Origin of the sequence: Sphingobium sp. JS3065, assembly GCF_026427355.1 — a bacterium.
Classification (GTDB): Bacteria; Pseudomonadota; Alphaproteobacteria; order Sphingomonadales; family Sphingomonadaceae; genus Sphingobium.
On the sequence record NZ_CP102664.1, the window covers coordinates 92333 to 114640 of the forward strand.

Consider the following 22308-nt stretch of genomic DNA (forward strand, 5'->3'; position numbering starts at 1 on the left):
ACGGGTATTATTTTACCCGTCAGCAAAGCCGCCGAATCTCTTGACTTCGCGCTCCCCACCCGTCATTAGCGCGCATCCTCTGAATGCCAGAACGGCTTTCAGTTCACTGTTTCATTCTTGGAGTATTGGCACCATGAAGGCGCTGATGAAGACCACCAAGCCGGCAACCCCGGCCACGGTCGAAAAGAAGTGGATTCTGATCGACGCGGAAGGCCTCGTCGTCGGCCGCCTCGCCTCGACCGTCGCGAACATCCTTCGCGGCAAGCACAAGACCAGCTTCACCCCCCACGTCGATTGCGGTGACAATGTCATCATCATCAACGCCGGCAAGGTGAAGTTCACTGGCCGCAAGCTGACCGACAAGGTCTACTACAAGCACACCGGCTATGCCGGCGGCATCAAGGAAACCACGCCCGCCAAGATACTGGAAGGCCGTTTCCCCGAGCGCGTCCTGGAAAAGGCCGTCGAACGCATGATTCCCCGTGGCCCGCTGGGCCGCCAGCAGATGCGCAACCTGCGCATCTTCGGTGGCGCCGAGCATCCCCACGAAGCGCAGAACCCCGAAGTGCTCGACTTCGCGTCGCGCAACCGCAAGAACAAGGTGGGTGCATAATGACCGATAACCGCCAGTCTCTGTCCGACCTCGCCTCGCTGACCTCCAACGCTCCGGCTCCGGTCGTCGCTGCCGCTGAAACCGTCGCCGCCGACGCGCCGATCGTTCCGGTCCAGCCTTCGACTCCGCTGCGCGCCCAGGAAATCGACAGCCTCGGCCGCGCCTATGCGACCGGCCGCCGCAAGGACGCCGTCGCCCGCGTCTGGGTGAAGCCCGGCACCGGCAAGATCACGGTCAACGGCCGCGATCAGGAAATCTACTTCGCTCGCCCGACCCTGCGTCTGGTGATCAACCAGCCCTTCGGCGTCACTGACCGCGAAGGCCAGTATGACGTGATCGCCACCGTCAAGGGCGGCGGCCTGTCGGGCCAGGCCGGCGCGGTCAAGCACGGCATCGCCCAGGCCCTGTCGAAGTACGAACCCGCGCTGCGCGGCGCGGTCAAGGCCGAAGGCTTCCTGACCCGCGACAGCCGTACGGTCGAGCGTAAGAAGTACGGCAAGGCCAAGGCCCGCCGCAGCTTCCAGTTCTCGAAGCGCTGATCGGTTCGACCGATACGAAATGGGGAAAAGGGCCGGATTTTCCGGCCCTTTTTTGTGCAAGCGGTTCAGTATCGGCCCGAAGCGGACCTGCCAGATTCGTCGCCCTACGCCACTCCGTCCGTATCCAGCGCATAGCCCGCCGAACGCACGGTACGGATGATGTCGTGATAGCGGCCATCCCCGTTGATCGCCTTGCGCAGGCGGCGGATATGCACGTCCACCGTGCGCAGTTCGATATCGCTGTCCTGCCCCCACACGCTGTCGAGCAGCCGCTCGCGGGAGAAGACCCAGCCGGGATGCTCCAGGAAATGCTTGAGCAGGCGGAATTCGGTCGGCCCCAGCGGGATCACCTGTCCGCCGCGGCGGACCTTGTGCCCCACCGTGTCCATCTCCACGTCGGAGAAGGTCAGCGTTTCCCCGGCCAGCGCCGGACGCACCCGCCGCAGCACCGCCCCGACCCGCGCCACCAGTTCGCGGGGCGAGAAGGGCTTGGTCACATAATCGTCCGCGCCCGTCTCCAGCCCGCGCACCCGGTCTTCTTCCTCGCCCCGCGCCGTCAGCATGATGATCGGCACGTTCGCCGTGCCGTTCATGCGCCGCAGGCGGCGGCACACCTCTATCCCCGACAGGCTTTCGACCATCCAGTCGAGCAGCACGATATCGGGCACATTCTCCTGCGCCAGCAACAGCGCTTCCTCGCCGTCGACGGTGTGCGCGACCTCGAAATCCTCGCGCTTGAAGTGCCAGATGAGCAATTCGGCCAGCGCCGCGTCATCCTCCACCAGCAGCATCTTGGCCCGTGCCATGCTCAGTCCTCCTGGCTTTGCGCGCCGCCGCGTTCGCGGTCGGGCAGGGTCTGGCCGGTCGCGGCGTAATAGACCATCTCCGCGACATTGGTGGCATGGTCGCCGATCCGCTCGATATTCTTGGCGATGAACAGCAGATGCGCGCATTCGCTGATCGTCTTGGGATTTTCGACCATGAAGGTGACGAGCGTGCGGAACACGCTGTTGTAGAAATCGTCCACCACCGTATCGCGCTCGACCACCGCCACGGCCAGGTCCGCGTCACGCGCGGCAAAGGCGTTGAGGGCGTCCTGCACCATCTCGGCGGCGACCTGGCCCATGGAAGGAAGAAGCGCGATGGGTTCCTGCGTGCGCTGGTTGGCGGCGATCAGGGGAACGCGCTTGGCGATATTCTTCGCATAATCCCCGATGCGCTCGACCACGCCGACGATCTTGAGCGCGGCGATCACGTCGCGCAGGTCGTTCGCCATGGGCGCGCGGAGGGCGATGATCTCGATCGCCAGCTTTTCGACTTCCGCCTCGATCGCGTCGATGCGCTTGTCCTCGGCCACGACATCGGCTGCCATCACCTCGTCATGGCGTTGCAGCGCCAGCATCGCCTTCTCGATGGCCGATTCCGCGCGACCGCCCATTTCCGCGATCAGGCCGCGCAGCTTGTCCATTTCCTGATCGAAGGCCTTGATCGTATGTTCTGCCATATGCTCTCTCCTCCCGATCAGCCGTAGCGCCCGGTGATGTAATCCTTGGTCCGTTCCTGCTTCGGATTGGTGAAGATGTCCGACGTCACGCCATATTCGACCAGCTCGCCCAGATGGAAAAAGGCGGTCCGCTGCGACACGCGGGCTGCCTGCTGCATGTTGTGCGTCACGATCACGATGGCGTAGCGGCCGCGCAGTTCGTGGATCAGTTCCTCGATCTTGGCGGTGGCGATGGGGTCCAGCGCGGAGCACGGCTCGTCCATCAGGATCACTTCCGGTTCCACCGCTATGGCGCGGCCGATGCAGAGGCGCTGCTGCTGACCGCCCGACAATGCGGTGCCGCTGTCGTGCAGCCTGTCCTTCACCTCGTCCCACAGCCCCGCCCGGCGCAGCGATTTTTCGACGATCACGTCCAGGTCCGCCTTCGCATGGGCCAGGCCATGGATGCGTGGGCCATAGGCGATATTCTCGTAGATCGACTTGGGGAAGGGATTGGGCTTCTGGAACACCATGCCGACACGGGCGCGCAGTTGCACCACGTCCATGCTGGCGGCGTAGATATCCTCGCCGTCCAGCGTGATCGTGCCTTCGACGCGGGCGCTGGCGACAGTGTCGTTCATGCGGTTCAGCGTCCGCAGGAAGGTCGACTTGCCGCAGCCCGACGGGCCGATGAAGGCGGTGACATTGTCCATGTCGACATCGATCGACACGCCCTTGATCGCCTGTTTCTCGCCGTAGAAGACCTTGACGTCACGCGCCGTCATCTTGGTTTCGACGGCGGGCGTCATGCTTTGCTGTTCATGGATCATGGCTGTCATCGCGGTCACCACCGCCTTTCGAACTTGTTGCGCAGGTAGATGGCGAGGCCGTTCATCGCGAGCAGGAACACCAGCAGCACGATGATGGCGGCGGAGGTCTTTTCGACGAAGCCCTTGGAGACTTCGTCGGACCAGAGGAAGATCTGCACCGGCAGCACGGTCGCCGGATCGGTGACCCCGCCCGGCGGCGTGGCGATGAAGGCGCGCATGCCGATCATCAGCAGCGGCGCGGTCTCGCCCAGGGCGCGGGCCATGCCGATGATGGTGCCGGTCAATATGCCGGGCAGGGCGAGCGGCAGCACATGGTGGAACACCACCTGCACAGGGCTTGCCCCGATGCCCAGCGCGGCGTCGCGGATGCTGGGCGGCACCGACTTGATGGCGTTGCGCCCCGCGATGACGATGACCGGCATGGTCATCAGCGCCAGCGTCATGCCGCCGACCAGAGCGGCCGAGCGCGGCAGCGCCAGGAAATTGAGGAAGATCGACAGCCCCAGCAGGCCGAAGATGATGGAGGGAACGGCGGCCAGATTGTTGATCGACACTTCGATGATGTCGGTCATCCAGTTCTTGCGCGCATATTCCTCCAGGTAAACCGCCGTCGCCACGCCCACCGGAAAGCTCAGCGCCAGAGTCACCAGCATGGTCAGCAGCGATCCCTTGAACGCGCCCCAGATGCCGACCTGCGTCGGATCGGTGCCGTCGCTGGCGCTCAGAAAGGCCCAATTGATGCCGGTCGTCAGCAGCTTCGCCTTGTTGAGCCGATCCACCGCCGCTTCGGCTTCCGGCGACCCCTCGCTCTTGGCGGCGAGGTCGACGGCGGTCGCGGCCGGTAGCTGGATCGTCACCGTCTGCGAGAGGATCCTGGGGTCGGCCTTGATCGCATCGCGCAGCGCGGCCCAGGCGGTGGGCGACACCCATTCCTCCGCATCCGCGCCCAGCGCCTTCTTCACGACCTCGCCCGTCACCATCGGCAGGTTGGCGTTGGCGAGCGCCTGATCGGTGATCGCATTGGGGTCCAGCAGCAGCGGGGAGGCGGGAAAATCCACCGTCACCGCGATTTCGGTCCGGGTGAAGCCGCGCAGGCCGTTGCCCATCATGGTGAACAGCAGGAAGGCGAGGAAAGCGGCGGACAGCAGCACGGCGAACAGCCCTGCGGCCTTGAAGCGGCGCTCGGCGGCATAGCGCCGGGCGATCCGCTTGCGCATCGCGTCCGACTTCCAGTCGGTGGGGTTGCGAGTGGCACTCATTCGTAAGCCTCGCGATATTTCTTCACGACCCGCAGGGCCACGATGTTGAGCAACAGCGTCACGATGAACAGCACCAGGCCCAAAGCGAAGGCCGCCAGCGTCTTGGCGCTGTCGAATTCCTGGTCGCCGGTCAGCAACTGGACGATCTGCGTCGTCACCGTCGTCACGCTGGCAAAGGGGTTCAGGGTGAGGTTGGCGGCCAGACCCGCCGCCATCACCACGATCATCGTCTCGCCGATGGCGCGGCTGACGGCCAGCAGCACGCCGCCGACCACGCCGGGCAGCGCGGCGGGGATCAGCACGCGGCGGATCGTCTCGCTGGTGGTGGCGCCCATGGCCAGGCTGCCGTCGCGCATCGACTGCGGTACGGCGGCGATGCTGTCGTCGGCCATGGAGGAGACGAAGGGAATGATCATCACGCCCATCACCAGCCCTGCGGCCAGCGCGCTTTCCGAAGAGGCGCCGTGAATGCCGATCATCACCGCGAAATCGCGGAGCGCCGGGGCGATGGTGAGTGCCGCGAAATAGCCATAGACCACCGTCGGAACGCCCGCGAGCATCTCCAGCGTCGGCTTCATCCATTTGCGGACGGTCAGGCTGGCATATTGGGTGAGGTAGATGGCGCTCATCAGGCCGAGCGGGATCGCCACCGCCATGGCGATGATCGCGCCGATGAAGATCGTGCCCCAGAACAGCGGCACGGCTCCAAAGGCATCGTCATTGCCGTAGCCCAGCGCCGCCGATTGCGGGCTCCACTTGGCGCCGAACAGGAAATCGACGGGGTTGACCATGGAGAAGAAACGGAAGCTTTCCCACAGCAGCGATGCGACGATGCCCAGCGTCGTGACGATCGCCAGCAGCGATGCGATCAGCAAGCTCGCCATGACAAGCCGCTCGACCCGCGTGCGCGCCCGGAAATCGGGGCGTACGCGGGTGAAGGCGTATGCCCCCCCGGCAAAGGCCAACACGATCGCGAGCGCCGCCCCAGCCATGCCATATTTGCCGATGGCGTCCTTATAGGGTTCGACCAGGCTCTGCGAGAGCGGGTTGAACGCCCCTGCCTGCGCGCCCGTGGCAATCGCCCGCGCCTCGCCCAGAATGGAGGAGCGGGAGAAATCGTCGGCGGGCAGGCTTTGCGCCGCCGGGCTGCTCAGCACCGATTCCGTGATCAGGCCGGGCGCGACATTCGCCCAGACCGCCAGGAAGATGCCTGCGGGCACCAGCGTCCAGAGCGCGACATACCAGCCATGATAGCCCGGCAGGCTGTGCACGGCATCGCGGCGGCCCGACGCCCGGGCCACGCTTTGCAGGCGCAGCGCGCGGGCGCGGGCGCTGACCCAGGCGATAGCGCCCAGGCCGGCCAGCAGCAGGAGGATTGCAAAACCTGTCATATGCCCCGTCTTATTGCAGCTTGGAGCCGTCGAGGACCGCCAGCGATTTCACCGTTTCGGCATTCGCCTTGCGGACATCTTCCGGCGCCGCGACCATGCCCCGCTTGGTCAGCGCGCCGTTGGGATCCCAATTGGCGGCGAAGCTGTTGAGATAGGCCTGAAGACCGGGGATGGCGGTCATATGCGCCTTCTTGACGTAGATATAGAGGGGGCGGGCGCCCGGATAGGTGCCGGTCGACACGGTTTCATAGGTCGCCTCGACGCCGTTGATCGTGACATCCTTCAGACTATCCTTGTTTTCCTCCAGGAAGCTGTAGCCGAACACGCCGAGCGCATTGGGGTTGGCGCCCAGCTTCTGGACGATCAGATTGTCGTTTTCGCCGGAGTCCACATATTTGCCGTCCTCGCGGATGCGGGTGCAGGTGGTCTTGAATTCCTTTTCGTCCTTTTCCTTCAGCGCCTTCATCGCCGGATCGGTTTCGCAACCCTTGGTCAGGATCAGTTCGGCCAGCGAATCGCGGGTGCCGCTGGTCGACGGCGGGCCAAAGACCGAGATGGCGGTGGCGGGCAGGCTGGGGTCGACATCCTTCCACGTCTGCGCCTTGTTCGGACCCTTGCCATAGGGGTTGGCGGCCAGCGCCTCATAGACGATCTTCGGCGTCAGCTTCAGGCCGGGGCCGTTCTTCGCCTCGGCAAAGGCCAGGCCGTCGACGCCGATCTGGATTTCGATGATGTCCTTGACGCCATTCTTCTGGCAATCCTCAAATTCCGACTTCTTCATCCGGCGGGAGGCGTTTTCGATGTCCGGATGCTGGGCGCCGACGCCCGCGCAGAACAATTTCATGCCGCCGCCGGTGCCGGTCGATTCGACGATCGGGGACTTCATGCCGGGATTGCCCTGAATGAACATCTCGGCAATCGCCGTGGCGAAGGGATAGACGGTCGAGGAGCCGACCGCGCGTATCTGATCGCGGGTGCCGCCGGCCGCGCCGCCGGACTGCTGGCCGCAGCCAGCGAGAGAAAGTGCGGCCGCGGCGGTCGCGGCAAACAGGGCGATATGCTTCACGGGAAATCTCCTTGGACAAAGGGCCGCGATTCGCCGTCGCTGTCCCCCTCTGGGTCTGCGCCGTAACCTCGCTACATCGCGCCTTTGTGACAGTCTGATTGCACTTTTATGACAGTGCCGCCGGAACCCCGGCCTGTCGCCGTCTTTTTTTGTTCAAGCGCTTGTCATCGCCGCTTTTTCCTCGCCGGCGACGCGGGGCAGCAGGATGGAGATTGTGGTGCCCTTGCCCGGCACGCTGGCGATGTCCAGCCGGCCGCGATGCCGTTCGACGATATGCTTGACGATGGCCAGGCCCAGTCCCGTGCCGCCCACGGCGCGGCTGCGCCCCGAATCGACGCGGTAGAAGCGCTCCGTCAGGCGCGGCAGATGGTCGGGGCCGATGCCTTCCCCTTCATCCGCGACGCTGAGCCGCGTCATGCCGCTCGGCCCCTCGTTCAAGATCACGCGGATCGGCGTGCCCGCCCGGCCATATTTGATCGAATTGCCGATCAGATTGTGCAGCAACTGCGACAATTGCGCCCGGTCGCCCTGCACATCGGGCAGGTCCGGCGCGATGTCCATCTCCACATCCCGGCCCCGCTCGCCATGGCTGGTACGGAACACGCCGACCACCTCGGCCACCAGCCCCGACAGGTCGACCGCGCTGTCGGGCGCGCGATATTTCTCCGCCTCTATGCGGGAAAGGGAGATGAGATCGTCGATCAGCCGCTGCATCCGCCGCGCCTCGCCATCCATGATCTTCAGGAAGCGCTGCCGCGTTTCGTCGTCCTTGCCCAGATCGGGATCGGCCAACGTCTCGATGAAGCCCAATATCCCGGCCAGCGGCGTGCGCAGCTCATGGCTGGCGTTGGCGACGAAATCGACCCGCATCTTTTCCGCCGCATGGGCGCCGCTATGGTCGGCCAGATGGACCAGCCGCCGCACCTGGCCATCCTCACCCACCGGCGCGATCCGCATCTGCCAGCGCTGGTCGCGGGTGCCCAGGCCCACCAGTTCGATCATCATCGGTTCGGCCATCGGCGCCAGGCTGGCGAGCCGCTCGGCCGCGGCGGGATGGCGGATGGCGATGCGGGCGTCCTCCCCCTCTATATGCGCGCCCAGCAGGCGCTGCGCGGCCCGGTTGGCGGAGATGATCCGGCCCCGCTCGATCAGCATCAGCGGATCGGAAATGCCCTCCAGCAGGTTGCGGGCGCCGGGATGGGCCATGATGTCGGCGATTTCCGTGGGCGCCGCGGGCGATTCGTCCGCCCGTTCCTGGCCGCCTCCCGCCGCGATCACCAGCACCGCCAGACCCGCCAGTACCGGCAGGATGATGGCGATCGGCTCCGCACCGATCATCAGCGCACCCCCGGCGGCCAGCAGCAGGACGGCGAGGGAGGCGGTGATCTGGGAAGCGGTCAGGCGATTCATGGTTACCATGCTGGAAATTTGATGCATTTTGCGGCAAGGACCGTCGCAATAGCCTGCAATTTTTACAATTTGGCAAGCGCGATAGCGGATCAGGATGACATGAGCGAGCCACTGCCCCCTGGGAACAGCGCCGAGTCGCGGGACGATGGCCCGGACCTTGCCGTGCCCTCGCGCCGTCAGTTGCTGATGGGCGGGGCGATGGCGGCATCGGCCATCGTTTCGATTCGCCCGGCGCTGGCGAACACGGCGGCTTCGGTCCTCAACTGCACGATCCCGGTTCCCGATCAGGGCCGTTCGGGCAATTATATCGCCGCGAACGGCCAGGTGGTGCAGGCGGGCACGAAGGGCGCCTTTCCCGGCGCGGGTCAAGGCTTTACCGGCGATCAGGTGCGCCAGGCCATGCGCGGCGGCCGGTTGCCGGGCACCGGTTATGAACAGAATCAGGCCTATCTGAACTATATCCGCCGCCTCCAGTCGGGCACCAGCGGCTTCACCTGCTACGCATCGCTGCAAATGCCGCGTTAGGCACTTGGCTACTCCTTGGCCCTAAGGATGGTGCGACATTCCCATCCGAAGGCCCGTTTCGCGATCATGCCACGCCGCTATTGCCAGGACAGCCCGGACGCCGTCGCATCCTGCGAGTTGGACGATATGGTGCTGCTCTATCACCGTCCTTCGGGGCAGACCCATATGGTGATCAGCCCGGTGCCGGAGATATTGGCGGCGCTGGACGACGGCGCGGCGCTGACGGCGGAGGAGGTTCATGGCGAACTGGCCCGGCTCTACGATCTGGGCGCGGCAGAGGATGCGGTGCCGCTGGTCGAGGCGCATCTTGCCGAGTTGACGGCTTTGGGACTGGTCCGCCTGACGTGAACCATGTCCTGTCCTTGAAGATCGGTCCGGCGACCTTCCGCATCGGATCGGCCTGGCGCCGGCCGGTCGAGGCGCTGAACGTGCTTTATGCCGATTATCCCAGGCCTTCGGGCGAGGTTGCGGATTTCACCGTGCGGCTGGAGCCGGCGGGGCTTTTGCGGCGCTGGCTGCGCCCCTCCATCTTCATCACAGGCGACCATGGGCTGGCCGACGCCGCGCCGATGAGCCTCTCCCACGGCCTGCTGGCGGCGGAAATGGGCATGAACCTGCAAATGGCGCTCGGCTGGCGTCGGCATCTGCTGCTGCATGCCTCCAGCGTGGAGAAGGACGGGCGGGCGCTGGTGATGACGGGCGAGTCCGGTTCCGGCAAGTCGACCCTGGCCGCGCAACTGGGTGAGCGGGGATGGCGGCTGATGGGCGACGAATTCGCGCTGCTGGACCTGGAGACGGGTGCGGTCTTCCCCTTTCCGCGCCTGGTTTCGCTGAAGAATGGCGCCATCGACGTGCTGGCGGCGGAGGCGCCGCCGTCGCGCATGGGACCGCTGCTCGCCGGGACGGCCAAGGGGGACATCCGCCACCTCGTTCCGAACGGCGACGCGATCGGGCGCATGGGGGAGGGGGCCATGCCCGCGCTGCTGCTATTCCCGCGTTTTGGCCATGAGGCGGATGTCCGGCCCGTGGGGCAGGGAGAGGTCTTCATGCGGCTGACCCAGGCGTCGACCAACTATGTCGCCCTGGGGGAACCGGGCTTTGCCGCCCTGACCCGCTTCGTCCGGAATATACCGGCGCGGGCCATCGATTTCCCATCGGGGGACGCAGCCATCGCCCTGGTCGAGCGGTTATGGAAGGAACTGGCATGAACGCCCGGCTGCTCGTGCAGGCCCTTCGCGATCCTTATAGCGTGGCGGCGCTGGACAAGCGCGGCTGGAACAGCCTGATCGCCATGGCGCGGGCGGAGCGGTTGATCGGCACGCTCGCCCTGCGGATCAGGGAAAGGCCAATGCCCCGCGCGGTGCGCCCGATCCTGAACGATGCGCGGCTGGACGCGGAACGGGAAGCGCGGCAGGCGCTGTGGGAAGCGGATCGCGCCGCCGAAGCGCTGGCGGGCCTGGCTGTGCCGGTCATATTGCTCAAGGGCACGGCCTATGCGGCGGCGGGATTGCGGGCCGGGCAGGGGCGCTTCATCGGGGATCTCGACATATTGGTGCCCCGCGAGGCGATGGAGCAGGTCGAACATGCCCTGCTTCGCGCAGGTTGGGAGTGGGTGAAGGAAGACCCCTATGACGATGCCTATTACCGGCAATGGATGCATGAACTGCCGCCGATGATCCATGCCGGGCGGGACCGGATGATCGACGTGCATCATACCGTCCTGCCCCTGACGGCGCGGCAGAGGCCCGACGCGGCGGCGATGATCGCGGACGCGGTTCCCATCACCAATGAGTTATATATGCTCTCCCCGGAGGACAGAATTTGTCATGCGGCGGCGCATTTGCTGGCGGACGGCGACCTGGCGGGCGGGCTGCGCAATCTGTGGGACATATATTGCCTGCTCGACGGGGTGGATGCCGCCGCGCTGGATGATCGGGCTGCGCGGCATGGCCTTGGTCCCCATGTGCGGCAGGCAAGGCGGCTGGCGGCGGCGCTTTACGGCGCGGGTGCGCGCTTGACGGCATGGGACCGGGTCGTCGCCGCCCGGCTGCTGGCGCGGGACGGATGGGGCAGGGAACGGCGCAAGCTGCTCCGCTTCGCCTTTTACCTACGCTCGCACTGGCTGCGAATGCCGCCCGCCATGCTGGCGCGGCATTTGTTCGCCAAATGGCGCAAGGGGCACCGGCCCGCTTGATCGGTTCGGATCGCCGTGTCGGTTATTGGCCAGTTGCTGACGTTAGATTTCCGTTCGCCCTGAGCGAAGTCGAAGGGCGAACGGAAATTGAACGTCCGCCTTCCACCCCTTTCCCCCGTTCCGAATCCCTGCCTCCCCTCAATCCCGCTTCAATATGTTCATCGCCAGCACCGTCATGGCTTCGCTCGCCGTGGCGATGACCTTGTCGGCCTCAGGCGCCCAAAAGGGACTATGCAGCGACGGCAGGCTGATCTCGCCCTTCGCCGCCTTCGCCATCTGCTCCGCAGGCACGCCGCCCACCCAGAAGATGAAGCTCTCGATATTCTTGTCCGCCCGATAATAGCGGCCAAAATCCTCGCCCGCCATGGATGGCTTGGTTTCGCCGACCGTGCCGACGGGGAAATGCGCCTTCAGCACATCCGCCATCCGGTTGGCGAAGGCGGGCGGATTGTAGGTGGAGGGCGTGAATTCGTCCTTCACCGAAACCACCGGCATTCTGTCTTCGGCAATCCCGGCGGCCATGGCTTCGCCCCTGGCGATGCGCTCTATGCCCCGGATCAGCCTTTCCCGCGTTTCGTCCGAATAGCTGCGCACGGTCAGCAGCAGCTTCGCATCGTCGGGGATCACATTATGCTTGGTCCCGCCCATGAAGCTGCCCACCGTCACCACGGCGGGATCGAACGGATCCTGTTCCCGGCTGACCAGCGTCTGCAGCGCCGTCACGATCCGCGCCCCCAGCACGATCGGGTCGCGGGTCGTCTGCGGATAGGCGCCATGGCCGCCCGTGCCCCGCACCAGCAGGTCGACGCTGTCCACATTGGCGAGCGCGAAGCCGGGCGTATAGCCGATCTTCCCCGCCTCCAGATTGGCCGCGTCGTGGAAAGCGATGGCGTGGGTCGGGCGCGGGAAGCGGGTATAAAGCCCGTCCTCCAGCATCAGCCGCGCGCCGCGCCCCACTTCCTCGGCGGGCTGCAGGATCATGACCAGCGTGCCCTTCCATCTGTCCTTCATCGACGAAAGCAGCCGCGCCGTTTCGATGAAGGCGGTCATATGGGTGTCATGGCCGCAGGCGTGCATGACGCCGGTCTCGGCGCCGTCGGGGGTCTTCGCCCTGACCCTGGAGGCGAATTCCAGTCCGGTCTGTTCTGTGACGGGCAGGCCGTCCATGTCGGCGCGGATCAGCAGCACCGGGCCGGACCCGTTCTTCAACACCGCGACGACCCCTGTGCCGCCGACCTTCTCAGTGACGTCGAACTTCATGGCTTTCAGGCGGCGGGCGAGTTTCGCGGCGGTGGAGCTTTCCTGCTCCGACAGTTCGGGATTGGCATGCAGGTCGCGGTAGAGCGCCATCAACCCCTCCATGTCATTGGCGATGGTCGTCGCGATGACGTTGGCCGGCGGGGCGGCGGCGACGGGCGTTGCCGCATCGGTCTGCGCATGATTGGTCTGCGCATCGGCGATGGACGTAAGGCTGGCGGCAGCCATGATGGCCGTCAACGCATGACGCATTCGATGGATCTCCCTGATGGAAGCAGGGATCATAGGCGGATTTCTCCCCACTTTTAAGAGGCTTTGGGGAAAAGCAAAGCGCCCGCCATCGCTGACGGGCGCCCTGCCGATGCCATGGGTGGGGATCAGAAGTGGAAGATCACGCCAGCCGTCGGCCGGAAGCTGTCGAAATCATAGGTTTCGGTCTGGAAGCGCAGGCGGATGCCGCTATTGCCGGTGATGCCGCCCAGGCCGATGTCCTTCGGGCCTACCTCGACGCCCAGGCCGTACATCCAGTCCTTGCGGTCGGGCCAGGCGCCCTTGCCGTTGACCCACTGATAACCGGCGGAGGCGAAGAGCATGCCGCTTTCCCCGGCACGCGCGCCGAAGCGGCCCTTGACGCCATATTCCCAGTCGATGTCGCTAAAGCCCTTGGTCGCGTTGCCCTCGACACCGACGAAGACAGGGCCGAGCGGCACGTTGACACCCGCGACGCCGCTGATGATGGCGCCGTTCATGATGGTTTCGCCGGGCACGCTGCCGAATTCGGTGCCGCGGTCGAACGTATGATAGCCGCCCAGAATGCCGACATAAGGTTCGACCCCGAACGCTTTGGTGCCGTCAGGCGCCGTATCGTCCTGCGCCGATGCGACGGAAGGCAGGGCCGCAACAAGTGCGGCCGCGAAAAGATATTTCTTCATGAGGGAGTCCCTTTCCAGTTTTGCCTATTGGCTTGTCGAAGGGCATAACCTGCGCGGCTTGCGTCAGGTTTCCTCAATAAAAACAAATCCTTCTACTGTTCCTTATATGCCACAACCCATGTTAAGGACCGGCCCGGTCGCGAAGCGGCTATTGCGCCGTCCAGCCCCCGTCGATGCTCATGTTCGCGCCAGTGATGTTGGCGGCGGCATCGCTGCATAGATAAAGCGCCATCGACGCTACCTGCTCCACCGTCACGAACTGCTTGGTCGGCTGCCCCGCGAGCAGCACGTCGTTCATCACCTGCTCCCGCGTCATGCCGCGCGCCTTCATCGTGTCGGGAATCTGGTTCTCCACCAGCGGCGTCCAGACATAGCCCGGCGAAATGCAGTTCGCCGTCACACCGAAGGTCGCCAGCTCCAGCGCCAGCGTCTTGGTAAGGCCCGCCAGCCCGTGCTTCGCCGTCACATAGGCGCTCTTGAACGGGGAGGCGGTCAGCGAATGCGCCGAAGCCGTCTGGATGATCCGCCCCCACTTCTTCTCCTTCATATAAGGAATGGCGAGGCGGGATGTGTGGAAGGCGCTATTGAGGTTCAGCGCGATGATGAGGTTCCATTTGTCGACCGGAAATTCCTCGACCGGGGCGACATGCTGCATCCCGGCATTGTTGATGAGGATGTCGACGCCGGCGAACGCATCGGCGGCTTCCCGCATCATCGCCTCGATCTGGTCGGTCTTGGTCAGGTCATGCCCGCTATAAAGCGCCTTCGCCCCGCTCAGCGCCTCCAGCCCGGCCCGCTCCTTCTCGATCGCGTCCGCGTCGCCAAAGCCGTTGATCACGACATTCGCGCCTTCCCCGGCCAGCGCCTTGGCATAGGCAAGGCCGATGCCGGAGGTCGACCCGGTGATGAGCGCGGTCTTGCCAGAGAGGGTCTTGCTCATGCCTGCTTCTCCTTGAGATGGTCGGGTGCGTCGAGGTCGAAGGTGGAGCTTTTGCCGTTGACGATGTTGCGGGCGATCAGGTCGCCCTTGTGCATCACTTCCTCCACCGCATCGCGGCCCTGCGACCAATGGTCCAGCATGGTGGAGCGGGAAAATTCGAAGTCGCGCGCCCCGCTTTCCCAGGCGCGGCTGCGGTAGATCAGGTGAACGATATTGACAGACCCCATGTCCAGAAACTGGCGCAGCCTTTGCGCATCGGCATCGTCCTGCAATTCGGGGGGCAGCTTGTCCAACAGGGCGCGGATCGCCTTATGCTCCTTGCGCAGCCGCAGATACTGGTCCGTCACCTGGCGGGTGCGGCTGGAATATTGAATGTCCTTGGTGCGGGAATAGACGTCGGTCATCTGCCGGGGCATCGGCCCTTCGGCGGGGAAGAGGTCGACCTGGAACACCAGCATATCCTCGCTTTGATGGTCCAGCACATGGGCGAGCGGGGTGTTGGACACGATGCCCCCGTCCCAATACCAGCGCCCGTCAATCTCCACAGGCGGCAGGCCGGGGGGCAGGGCGCCCGACGCCATGATATGCCGCGCGTCGATCCGGGTGTTGCCGCCGGGGCCGCGCGTGTCCCAATAGGCGAAATTGCCGCTTTCCACGTCCACCGCGCCCACCGACAGCCGCACCGGCCCGTCGTTCAGCAGATTCCAGTCGATGCAGGCGTCCAGCGTCTCCTTCAACGGTGCGCTGTCGTAGAAGCTGATCGCGCCCGGCGTCCCTTCGGGCATCAGCGGCGCGGGCCACAAGCGCGGGCGGAACATGCCCGGCACGCCGAAGGTCGCGACCGTGCCCGCCGCCATCAGATGGGCGGCTTCGCGGATATGGTCGATTTCGGGCAGCACGACATTGGGCATGCCGCCCGACACGGTCAGCCAGAATTTCTTCAGCCGGGCAAGGCGCTTGTGCGGGGGATTGCCCGCGATGATGGCGGCATTGACCGCACCGATCGAAATCCCCGCGACCCAGCTTATGTCGACCCCCAACTCATCGAGTCGCTGATAGACCCCCGCCTGGAAGGAACCCAGCGCGCCGCCGCCCTGCAGCAACAGCGCGACTTCGCGGGGGAGGGGCAGCGGCATGTTGGCGCGGTGGCGCGGCTGGGGTTCGGTATCGGCCATGTCGCAGTGCAATATAGAGTTCTCCCGCGGCATTCCAACTGAATGTGGCGTTACAATCTGTTCATCGGGAACCGTTCCCACAGGCAGCCGAATGGATTAGGCAAGGCAGGGAAAGAGAGGAACGAAATGCGGCTCGACGACGAACGGGAAAGCACGAATTTCGAGGTTCAGGACGGCCGGGGCGGTGGCCTGGGCGGCGGACTCGGCGGTGGTCTGGGCCTGTTGCTGCCGCTGATCGGCAGTCGTTTCGGTTGCGGCGGGATCGTCGTGGTGCTGATCGTCCTGGCGGTGATGGGCGTCAATCCCCTGAGCCTGATGAGCGGCGGCGGCGGCCAGATGCCCCAGGGCGGGGAGGTGAGTCGCGACGCGGCGAAGCTGACCGACATCCAGCACTGGTCGCTGAAGGTGCTGGGGTCGACCGAGCGCGTCTGGGGGCAGGCCTTTCAGGAGGCGGGCCGGCAATATCAGCCGACGGTCCTGTCCTTCTATTCGCAGAGCGGCTCGTCGGGCTGCGGCGCGGCGCAGAGCGCGATGGGGCCGTTCTACTGCCCCAATGACCGGAAGGTCTATCTCGACACGGATTTCTTCACCGAACTGCAGCAGCGCTTCGGCGCGCCGGGCGACTTTGCCAATGCCTATGTGATCGCGCATGAGGTGGGCCATCATGTGCAGGATCTGGAAGGCACTTTGGGTCAGGTGAACCAGCGCCAGCGCACCGTCAGCGAGGAACAGGGCAATGCCCTGCAAGTCCGCGTCGAATTGCAGGCGGATTGCTATGCGGGCGTGTGGGCCAAGCGCACGGGCCTGATGGAGCCGGGCGATCTGGAAGAAGGAATGAAGGCCGCGCAGGCGATCGGCGACGACACGCTGCAAAAGGCGGCCGGGCGGCGGCCCGTGCCGGAAAGCTTCACCCACGGCTCCAGCGAACAGCGGATGATCTGGCTGCGCAAGGGGCTGGACAGCGGCGATCCCGCCCAATGCGACACGTTCAAGGGGGCGTGAATTAATCCGCTGTGAAGCGCAATTCTACCTCCCTAAAAATCCTCCCCATCAAAGATGGGGAGGGGGACCGCCGCTGAAAGCGGTGGTGGACGGGAAAATACGCAGGTCGTGCCCCTTCCCCTCAACCAGCCTTCGCATGGTTCCCCTCCCCACGCCTCGCGCAAGGAGGATCAAATTACCTCAAAAACCTAATGCCGATCCAGCTTCGCCAGCAAATCCAGCATATCCTCCGGCACCGAATCCCGTCCGGCGCGGAAGGTGGAACGCAGCGCATTGCCGATGCCCTCATGGGGCTGCGGCACGCCGATATCCAGGACGCGGCGGATCGCGCCATCCTGGATCCGGGCCGATCGGCCAAAGGGTTTGCGTTGCATTTCCATGTCCAATTAACTGTCGGGACGCGGAAAAGTTTCTGGCATTCATCGCAAACCCGCACGATATCGGCTCCATTATGGGAGAATTGAGGTGACGGACGGTTCTGCGGCTGCGGCAAGGATGCGGGCGCATTCGCCATTTCTGGCACGGCAGATGGATCGTTTCCCCGATGTCGCCGCCCTGCTGGAAAAGGGGGATTTCGAAGCCGCCTGGGTCGCCGCGCAGCAAGTCGCCGGGCCTGACGACGGCATCGCCCGCTCCTTGAGGCGCAGGCGCGGCGCGGTCGCGCTGGTGACGGCGGCGGCGGACCTGGCGGGCGCATGGGGATTGGACCGGGTGACGCGCACCCTGTCGGACTTTGCCGACCAGGCGCTGGAGGAGGCGTTGGCCGCCGCCATGGCGGAGCGCTATCCCGACGCGGAAAACCGGGGTTTCGTCGTCCTCGCGCTTGGCAAGCATGGCAGCCGGGAACTGAATTATTCCTCCGATATCGACCCGATCCTGCTCTACGATCCCAAAACGCTGCCCCATGGCGAACGGGAAGATCCGGCCGACGCGGCGGTCAGGATCGGGCGGCGGGTCAGCGAATTGCTGAATGCGCGGGACGGCGACGGCTATGTGTTCCGCGTGGACCTGCGCCTGCGGCCTTCCCCGGAGGCGACCCCCATCGCCCTGCCGGTGGAAGCGGCGATCGGCTATTATGAATCGATGGCCCTCGGCTGGGAGCAGGCAGCGTTCATCCGGGCGCGTCCGGCGGCGGGCGACATCGCGCTGGGCGATTATTTCATGCACGCGATCCGGCCGTTCGTCTGGCGGCGGAGCCTGGATTTCGGCGCGATCGACGCGATCACCGACATTTCGCGCCGCATCCGCGATCATTATTCGCAGGGACAGGCCTTCGGGCCGGGCTATGACCTGAAGCGCGGGCGCGGCGGCATAAGAGAGGTCGAATTTTTCGCGCAGGTGCATCAGCTCATCCATGGCGGGCGCGATCCTTCGCTGCGATCCGGCAATACGCGGGAGGCGCTGCAAGCGCTCGCGGCGGCGGGGGTGTTCGAACCGGACGTCGCGGCGAAGCTGGACGAGGCCTATGTCCTGTTCCGCACGGTCGAACATCGCCTGCAGATGGTCGAGGACCGCCAGACCCATGAATTGCCAAAGACGGCGGAGGCGATGGACAATGTCGCCCGGCTGCACGGGTTGGCGGACGGCGAAGCGCTGCTGGACCTGCTGCGCCCGCAGGTGCAGTGGGTCGGCGGCAATTATGACCGGCTGACCCCGGCGAGGGCCGATGAATCGCTGGCGCATGATGAGGACCGGTTGAAGGCGCAGCTTTCCGGCCTGGGCTTTGCCGATCCGGAAACGCCGCTGGCGCGCATCGCCCGCTGGCGTTCCGGCACGATCCGGGCGCTGCGCAGCGGCCCTTCGCGGGAGGCGCTGGAGCAATTGCTGCCGGGCCTGATGCGCACGCTGGCCGCCGCGCCCGATCCGGCTCGGGCGCTCAACCGGCTGGACGACCTGATCGGGCGGTTGCCCAGCGCGATCAACTTTTTCAAGCTGCTTACCGCCCGTCCCGGCCTTGTGGAAATGCTGTCGGAATTCCTGAGCCATGCGCCGACACTGGCCGATGCGCTGGGACGGCGGGCGGAACTGCTGGACGGCCTGATCGACACCTCCGCCTTCGATCCGCCGCCCCCTGTCGCGCTATTGGCGGAACAATTCGCCCGGCTGGAGGAGGGTGAGGATTATCAGGCCCTGCTCGACCGGGTGCGCCAGCGGGTGAACGACCGCCGCTTCGCGCTGGGCGCGCAGATCATCCGGGGCGGCGATCCGCTGGAGGCGGGCCGGGGCTATTCCCGCGTGGCCGAAGCCGCCATAGAGGCGCTGGGCGCCGCCACCGTCGCGGAGTTCGAGCGCGCCCACGGGAAAGTGCCCGGCGGGGAAATGGTGATCCTGGCGCTGGGCAGGCTGGGCGGCGGGGTGCTGACCCATGCGTCCGACCTCGATCTGGTCTATCTTTTCACCGGCAGTTTCGAAACCGAGTCCGACGGCGCCAGGCCGCTGGGTGCGACGCAATATTTCAACCGGCTGGGCCAGCGCATCACCAACGCCCTGTCGGTGCACACGGCGGCGGGGCCGCTCTATGAAGTCGACACGCGCCTTCGCCCATCGGGCGCGCAGGGCCTGCTGGCCGTCAGCCTGGACAGCTTCGCCCGCTATCAGCGGGAGGAGGCCTGGACCTGGGAGCATCTGGCGCTGACCCGCGCCCGCCCGGTCTTCGGCTCCGACGCGGCACGCGCCGCCCTCAACGCGATCCTGACCGAAACGCTGGAGCGTCCCCGCGATTTCGACGATCTGGCGCGCCATGCGGTGAAGATGCGCGGCGACATCGCCAAACATAAGCCGCCTGCGAGCGATCTCGACGTGAAGCTGGTGCCCGGCGGTCTGGTCGACCTGGAGTTTCTGATCCACATCACCCAGTTCCGCCACAATATGGCCTTCGACCCGGACCTGCGCGCCGCGCTGGAACAATTGGTCGCGGCGGGCCATCTGCCGGGCGAACTGATCGCCGCGCACGACCTCATCACCCGCTTTCTCGTCGTTTCCCGCCTGGTTTCGCCCAAATCGACCGAGCCGCCCGAAGCCACCCGGCCTCTGGTCGCGCGCGCCTGCGGCGTCGAAAGCTGGGACGCCCTGCTTGAAAGCTACGCGCAGGCCCGGCAAAGCGTCGGTGACGCATGGGCGGCGCTGGCCGCGCCCTTCAAGGAGGAATGACGATGCTGGACGTGGGCGATGCCGTGCCGGATGTGGGCCTGAAGGATGCGGACGGGGCCGATTTCACCCTGGCGCGCTACCGGGGCAAGCCGCTGGCCGTCTATTTCTATCCCAAGGCGGACACGCCCGGCTGCACCAACGAAGCCAGGGATTTCACCGCGCTCGCCGCCGATTTCGCGGCATTGGGCGTACCGGTGGTCGGCATATCGAAGGACAAGCCCGCCAAGCTCAAAAAATTCGCCGACAAATATGGCCTGACCGTCACGCTCGCCTCCGACGAACCGGGCGCCATGTGCGAAGCTTTCGGCACATGGGTCGAAAAATCGCTCTACGGCCGCAAATATATGGGCATAGAGCGGGCGACCTTCCTGGTCGGCGCCGACGGCAAAATCCTGCGCGTCTGGCCCAAGGTGAAGGTCAAGGGCCACGCCGCCGAGGTGCTGGAGGCCGCGAAGGCGCTTTGACCCTGCCCGATTCCCTGGAAGGCGTGGGCGCGGCCTGCGCCCATGTGTTGCTGACGCCCGATCCCGTGCCCAAGCTGATGGCGGCGCGGGCGGTGGCGCGGAACTGGCGGTTGGGGCGGCTGGCGCATCGGTTCGACGCCGCCATGCCGGATCGCCCGGCCCGCCCAGAAAAGCCCGAACTCCTGCCGCCCAACCAGATGCCGAAACGGGGTAAGATCGGCTCCGACCGGGCGCGGATCGCGATGCTGCACGCGCTTGCCCATATCGAATTCGTCGCGATCGACCTTGCCTTCGACCTGATCGGCCGTTTCGGCGCGGAATTTCCGCCGGCATTCACCGACGAATGGATGCGCGTCGGCGCCGACGAAGCCATGCATTTCGCGCTGCTCGACCGCAGGCTGCGCCAACTCGGCAGCTTCTACGGCGCGCTGCCCGCCCATGACGGCCTGTGGCAGGCGGCGGGCGAGACGGCGCATGACGCGCTCGCCCGCCTCGCCATCGTGCCGATGGTGCTGGAGGCGCGGGCGCTGGATATCACGCCCGCCACCATAAAGCGGTTCGAATGGGCAGGGGACGAAGCGTCGGCCCGTATGTTGCGCCGCATCATGACGGATGAGATTCGGCATGTCGCGGCCGGGACGACATGGTTCGGCCACGCGACGAAGCGATTGGGCCTGGACCCGGCCAATCATTACCAAATCCTTGTGAAACGGCACTTTCGAGGGGCGTTGAAGCCTCCATTCAACGACTCGGCGCGCCGACAAGCCGGTTTAACGCGGGAATTTTACACTTCGCTTGCACAATAGGACGGGACATGTCCTCTTGCCGACAGCGGGTGGCGGCATGAGCCGCATTTTGGTTAACGTGGGGATGGCCGAGGGGCGCAAAGCCTCCGGTCAATAGTCGGGGTCGGCATGTTGGTTTTTCATTTTGAGAATGCGCGCGCTGCGCGATGGTTCCGTTCCGCGCTTAAAATTGCTGGAGCGATGGGCATGGCAGGAGCGCTCTGCGCCGCCGTACCGGCCCAGGCCAGGAGCGACGATGACGATCCCTATGGCGATGCGTCGGAAATCAACACCAGCGCGCTCGGCCCGGCCGATGTCGGTTTCTCCAACCTCTTTTCCAGCCTGCAGCGGCTGGACGGTCAGGCCAAGTCGGCCAACTACATCCCCTCCGGCCGTCCGGTCGAAAAACTCTCCCTGACCTCCAATTTCGGCGTCCGCTCCGCCCCCTTCAACGGCGGCGCCCGGATGCACAAGGGCATCGACATTCCCGGCCCGATGGGCACCAAAATCTACGCCACCGCCGATGGCATCGTCAATCGCGCGGGCTGGGCCAACGGCTATGGCAATCTGGTCCAGATTTCGCATGGCGGCGGCATGGAAACGCGCTACGGCCATATGTCGAAGCTGCTGGTCGCCTCCAACAGCTATGTGCGCCGCGGGCAGTTGATCGGCCTGATGGGCTCGACCGGCCGCTCGACCGGCAGCCACCTTCATTATGAAGTGCGTCTTGACGGACAGGCGATCAACCCCGTCCCCTTCGTCGCTGGACCGGATTATCTGGTGGCGATGAACACCAGGCCGCCGATCGCCATGGGCGGCCCGACCAAGGCCCAGGAAAAGGCGGCCGAATAAGCCCGCCTTTCACACCCCTTTTCAAAGGCCCGGCGCGCGAAAGCTTGCCGGGCCTTTTGCTCGACCCTATTTAAGCATCATGACCGATATCGATCTGACCTCTTCTGCCGCCGCCCGCGTCGCGGCCATCGCCGCCAAGCAGGGCAAGCCCGCCATCCTGCGCCTCGCGGTGGAGGGGGGAGGCTGTTCGGGCTTCCAATATCGCTTTGGCCTGGCCGACGCGGTGGAGACGGACGATATCGCGGTGGAGCGCGACGGCGTGACGCTGGTGGTCGATGACGTCAGCATCGACCTGGTGCGCGGCTCCGCGGTCGATTTCGTCTCCGATCTTGGGGGCAAGGCGTTCAAGGTGACGAACCCCAATGCCACCGCCGGCTGCGGTTGCGGCACCAGCTTTTCGGTTTAAAATCGGTCCCGCCCTTGTCGGCGGGGGCTTTTTCT

24 protein-coding genes are annotated in these 22308 nt (G+C 65.3%); 12 read left to right on the top strand and 12 right to left on the bottom strand.

The annotated features are described in order from the left end of the window. The first annotated feature begins 133 nt into the window (after positions 1-133). Positions 134-613: a 50S ribosomal protein L13 gene (gene rplM / locus NUH86_RS00410; RefSeq protein WP_267250747.1), complete on the top strand. Its 480-nt coding sequence runs from the start codon at positions 134-136 to the stop codon at positions 611-613. After that, positions 613-1152 carry a 30S ribosomal protein S9 gene (rpsI, locus tag NUH86_RS00415; RefSeq protein WP_267250748.1) on the top strand — a complete coding sequence of 180 codons (540 nt, stop codon included), beginning with the start codon at positions 613-615 and terminating at the stop codon, positions 1150-1152. Before rplM ends, rpsI begins: the two co-directional genes overlap by 1 nt. A gap of 104 nt (positions 1153-1256) precedes the next feature. Here the strand turns inward: rpsI and phoB are convergent, their stop codons facing one another. The 7 genes from phoB to NUH86_RS00450 form a co-directional block, all read right to left on the bottom strand. Continuing rightward, positions 1257-1958: a phosphate regulon transcriptional regulator PhoB gene (gene phoB, locus NUH86_RS00420; protein WP_267250749.1), complete on the bottom strand. Its 702-nt coding sequence runs from the start codon at positions 1956-1958 to the stop codon at positions 1257-1259. 2 nt (positions 1959-1960) lie between these two features. Beyond that, a complete protein-coding gene (gene phoU / locus NUH86_RS00425) occupies positions 1961-2656 on the bottom strand; it encodes a phosphate signaling complex protein PhoU (RefSeq protein ID WP_267250750.1) in 696 nt (231 codons plus the stop codon). A gap of 17 nt (positions 2657-2673) precedes the next feature. Continuing rightward, a complete protein-coding gene (gene pstB / locus NUH86_RS00430) occupies positions 2674-3474 on the bottom strand; it encodes a phosphate ABC transporter ATP-binding protein PstB (protein ID WP_416365334.1) in 801 nt (266 codons plus the stop codon). Between the two features lie 5 nt (positions 3475-3479). Next, positions 3480-4724: a phosphate ABC transporter permease PstA gene (gene pstA, locus NUH86_RS00435; protein ID WP_267250751.1), complete on the bottom strand. Its 1245-nt coding sequence runs from the start codon at positions 4722-4724 to the stop codon at positions 3480-3482. After that, on the bottom strand, positions 4721-6115 hold the full coding sequence (pstC, locus tag NUH86_RS00440) for a phosphate ABC transporter permease subunit PstC (RefSeq protein WP_267250752.1): 1395 nt from the start codon (positions 6113-6115) through the stop codon (positions 4721-4723). The genes pstA and pstC overlap by 4 nt, the downstream gene beginning before the upstream one ends. Positions 6116-6125: 10 nt before the next feature. Then, positions 6126-7181, bottom strand: a complete 1056-nt coding sequence (locus NUH86_RS00445) for a substrate-binding domain-containing protein (RefSeq protein WP_267250753.1) — start codon at positions 7179-7181, stop codon at positions 6126-6128. 153 nt (positions 7182-7334) lie between these two features. Next, positions 7335-8591: an ATP-binding protein gene (locus NUH86_RS00450; protein WP_267252186.1), complete on the bottom strand. Its 1257-nt coding sequence runs from the start codon at positions 8589-8591 to the stop codon at positions 7335-7337. Positions 8592-8690: 99 nt separating this feature from the next. On the opposite strand from NUH86_RS00450, the gene NUH86_RS00455 reads away from it, so the two are divergent. From NUH86_RS00455 to NUH86_RS00470, 4 genes are read left to right on the top strand one after another with little or no spacing between them, the layout of a single operon-like run. Beyond that, a complete protein-coding gene (locus tag NUH86_RS00455; RefSeq protein WP_267250754.1) occupies positions 8691-9116 on the top strand; it encodes a hypothetical protein in 426 nt (141 codons plus the stop codon). 27 nt (positions 9117-9143) lie between these two features. Continuing rightward, complete coding sequence (locus tag NUH86_RS00460; RefSeq protein WP_267250755.1) at positions 9144-9464, top strand: HPr-rel-A system PqqD family peptide chaperone; 321 nt, start codon at positions 9144-9146, stop codon at positions 9462-9464. Next, entirely contained in the window at positions 9461-10324 is an 864-nt protein-coding gene (locus NUH86_RS00465; protein ID WP_267250756.1) for an HprK-related kinase A, read from the top strand. Before NUH86_RS00460 ends, NUH86_RS00465 begins: the two co-directional genes overlap by 4 nt. Then, positions 10321-11310 carry a nucleotidyltransferase family protein gene (locus tag NUH86_RS00470; protein WP_267250757.1) on the top strand — a complete coding sequence of 330 codons (990 nt, stop codon included), beginning with the start codon at positions 10321-10323 and terminating at the stop codon, positions 11308-11310. Before NUH86_RS00465 ends, NUH86_RS00470 begins: the two co-directional genes overlap by 4 nt. Before the next feature lie 138 nt (positions 11311-11448). Here NUH86_RS00470 and NUH86_RS00475 read toward each other — a convergent pair whose 3' ends face one another. The 4 genes from NUH86_RS00475 to NUH86_RS00490 form a co-directional block, all read right to left on the bottom strand. Beyond that, a complete protein-coding gene (locus NUH86_RS00475; protein ID WP_267250758.1) occupies positions 11449-12819 on the bottom strand; it encodes an amidohydrolase in 1371 nt (456 codons plus the stop codon). 125 nt (positions 12820-12944) lie between these two features. Beyond that, complete coding sequence (locus NUH86_RS00480) at positions 12945-13499, bottom strand: opacity protein (RefSeq protein WP_267250759.1); 555 nt, start codon at positions 13497-13499, stop codon at positions 12945-12947. A gap of 148 nt (positions 13500-13647) precedes the next feature. After that, a complete protein-coding gene (locus NUH86_RS00485) occupies positions 13648-14439 on the bottom strand; it encodes a 3-hydroxybutyrate dehydrogenase (protein WP_267250760.1) in 792 nt (263 codons plus the stop codon). Beyond that, positions 14436-15614: a patatin-like phospholipase family protein gene (locus tag NUH86_RS00490; protein WP_267250761.1), complete on the bottom strand. Its 1179-nt coding sequence runs from the start codon at positions 15612-15614 to the stop codon at positions 14436-14438. Before NUH86_RS00490 ends, NUH86_RS00485 begins: the two co-directional genes overlap by 4 nt. A 126-nt stretch (positions 15615-15740) precedes the next feature. Here NUH86_RS00490 and NUH86_RS00495 point away from each other — a divergent pair, with 126 nt between their 5' ends. Further along, positions 15741-16616 (top strand): neutral zinc metallopeptidase, encoded by an 876-nt coding sequence (locus NUH86_RS00495; RefSeq protein ID WP_267250762.1) that lies wholly within the window; start codon positions 15741-15743, stop codon positions 16614-16616. A 188-nt stretch (positions 16617-16804) separates the two neighbouring features. Here NUH86_RS00495 and NUH86_RS00500 read toward each other — a convergent pair whose 3' ends face one another. Then, positions 16805-16996 carry a hypothetical protein gene (locus NUH86_RS00500; RefSeq protein ID WP_267250763.1) on the bottom strand — a complete coding sequence of 64 codons (192 nt, stop codon included), beginning with the start codon at positions 16994-16996 and terminating at the stop codon, positions 16805-16807. A 115-nt stretch (positions 16997-17111) separates the two neighbouring features. Here NUH86_RS00500 and NUH86_RS00505 point away from each other — a divergent pair, with 115 nt between their 5' ends. The 5 genes from NUH86_RS00505 (at position 17112) to erpA (ending at position 22273) form a co-directional block, all read left to right on the top strand. Next, positions 17112-19766 carry a bifunctional [glutamine synthetase] adenylyltransferase/[glutamine synthetase]-adenylyl-L-tyrosine phosphorylase gene (locus NUH86_RS00505; protein WP_267252187.1) on the top strand — a complete coding sequence of 885 codons (2655 nt, stop codon included), beginning with the start codon at positions 17112-17114 and terminating at the stop codon, positions 19764-19766. Positions 19767-19768: 2 nt separating this feature from the next. Continuing rightward, positions 19769-20230, top strand: a complete 462-nt coding sequence (gene bcp / locus NUH86_RS00510; protein WP_267252188.1) for a thioredoxin-dependent thiol peroxidase — start codon at positions 19769-19771, stop codon at positions 20228-20230. Beyond that, entirely contained in the window at positions 20227-21036 is an 810-nt protein-coding gene (locus NUH86_RS00515; protein WP_267250764.1) for a ferritin-like domain-containing protein, read from the top strand. Before bcp ends, NUH86_RS00515 begins: the two co-directional genes overlap by 4 nt. A 108-nt stretch (positions 21037-21144) precedes the next feature. Then, positions 21145-21867: a M23 family metallopeptidase gene (locus tag NUH86_RS00520; RefSeq protein WP_416365335.1), complete on the top strand. Its 723-nt coding sequence runs from the start codon at positions 21145-21147 to the stop codon at positions 21865-21867. Positions 21868-21946: 79 nt separating this feature from the next. Next, positions 21947-22273: an iron-sulfur cluster insertion protein ErpA gene (gene erpA, locus NUH86_RS00525; protein ID WP_267250766.1), complete on the top strand. Its 327-nt coding sequence runs from the start codon at positions 21947-21949 to the stop codon at positions 22271-22273. Positions 22274-22308 lie beyond the last annotated feature (35 nt).

What these genes read in the sequence shown, in the direction of transcription:
- NUH86_RS00505 (WP_267252187.1), top strand. Translation starts at nt 17,112, where the DNA reads ATGCGGGCGCATTCGCCATTTCTGGCACGGCAGATGGATCGTTTCCCC.
- NUH86_RS00500 (WP_267250763.1), bottom strand. Translation starts at nt 16,996, where the DNA reads ATGGAAATGCAACGCAAACCCTTTGGCCGATCGGCCCGGATCCAGGAT.
- NUH86_RS00455 (WP_267250754.1), top strand. Translation starts at nt 8,691, where the DNA reads ATGAGCGAGCCACTGCCCCCTGGGAACAGCGCCGAGTCGCGGGACGAT.
- NUH86_RS00495 (WP_267250762.1), top strand. Translation starts at nt 15,741, where the DNA reads ATGCGGCTCGACGACGAACGGGAAAGCACGAATTTCGAGGTTCAGGAC.
- NUH86_RS00460 (WP_267250755.1), top strand. Translation starts at nt 9,144, where the DNA reads ATGGTGCGACATTCCCATCCGAAGGCCCGTTTCGCGATCATGCCACGC.
- erpA (WP_267250766.1), top strand. Translation starts at nt 21,947, where the DNA reads ATGACCGATATCGATCTGACCTCTTCTGCCGCCGCCCGCGTCGCGGCC.
- NUH86_RS00475 (WP_267250758.1), bottom strand. Translation starts at nt 12,819, where the DNA reads ATGCGTCATGCGTTGACGGCCATCATGGCTGCCGCCAGCCTTACGTCC.
- rpsI (WP_267250748.1), top strand. Translation starts at nt 613, where the DNA reads ATGACCGATAACCGCCAGTCTCTGTCCGACCTCGCCTCGCTGACCTCC.
- NUH86_RS00490 (WP_267250761.1), bottom strand. Translation starts at nt 15,614, where the DNA reads ATGGCCGATACCGAACCCCAGCCGCGCCACCGCGCCAACATGCCGCTG.
- phoU (WP_267250750.1), bottom strand. Translation starts at nt 2,656, where the DNA reads ATGGCAGAACATACGATCAAGGCCTTCGATCAGGAAATGGACAAGCTG.
- pstC (WP_267250752.1), bottom strand. Translation starts at nt 6,115, where the DNA reads ATGACAGGTTTTGCAATCCTCCTGCTGCTGGCCGGCCTGGGCGCTATC.
- NUH86_RS00480 (WP_267250759.1), bottom strand. Translation starts at nt 13,499, where the DNA reads ATGAAGAAATATCTTTTCGCGGCCGCACTTGTTGCGGCCCTGCCTTCC.
- NUH86_RS00470 (WP_267250757.1), top strand. Translation starts at nt 10,321, where the DNA reads ATGAACGCCCGGCTGCTCGTGCAGGCCCTTCGCGATCCTTATAGCGTG.
- rplM (WP_267250747.1), top strand. Translation starts at nt 134, where the DNA reads ATGAAGGCGCTGATGAAGACCACCAAGCCGGCAACCCCGGCCACGGTC.
- NUH86_RS00450 (WP_267252186.1), bottom strand. Translation starts at nt 8,591, where the DNA reads ATGAATCGCCTGACCGCTTCCCAGATCACCGCCTCCCTCGCCGTCCTG.
- pstA (WP_267250751.1), bottom strand. Translation starts at nt 4,724, where the DNA reads ATGAGTGCCACTCGCAACCCCACCGACTGGAAGTCGGACGCGATGCGC.
- NUH86_RS00485 (WP_267250760.1), bottom strand. Translation starts at nt 14,439, where the DNA reads ATGAGCAAGACCCTCTCTGGCAAGACCGCGCTCATCACCGGGTCGACC.
- bcp (WP_267252188.1), top strand. Translation starts at nt 19,769, where the DNA reads ATGCTGGACGTGGGCGATGCCGTGCCGGATGTGGGCCTGAAGGATGCG.
- NUH86_RS00520 (WP_416365335.1), top strand. Translation starts at nt 21,145, where the DNA reads ATGTTGGTTTTTCATTTTGAGAATGCGCGCGCTGCGCGATGGTTCCGT.
- pstB (WP_416365334.1), bottom strand. Translation starts at nt 3,474, where the DNA reads ATGACAGCCATGATCCATGAACAGCAAAGCATGACGCCCGCCGTCGAA.
- phoB (WP_267250749.1), bottom strand. Translation starts at nt 1,958, where the DNA reads ATGGCACGGGCCAAGATGCTGCTGGTGGAGGATGACGCGGCGCTGGCC.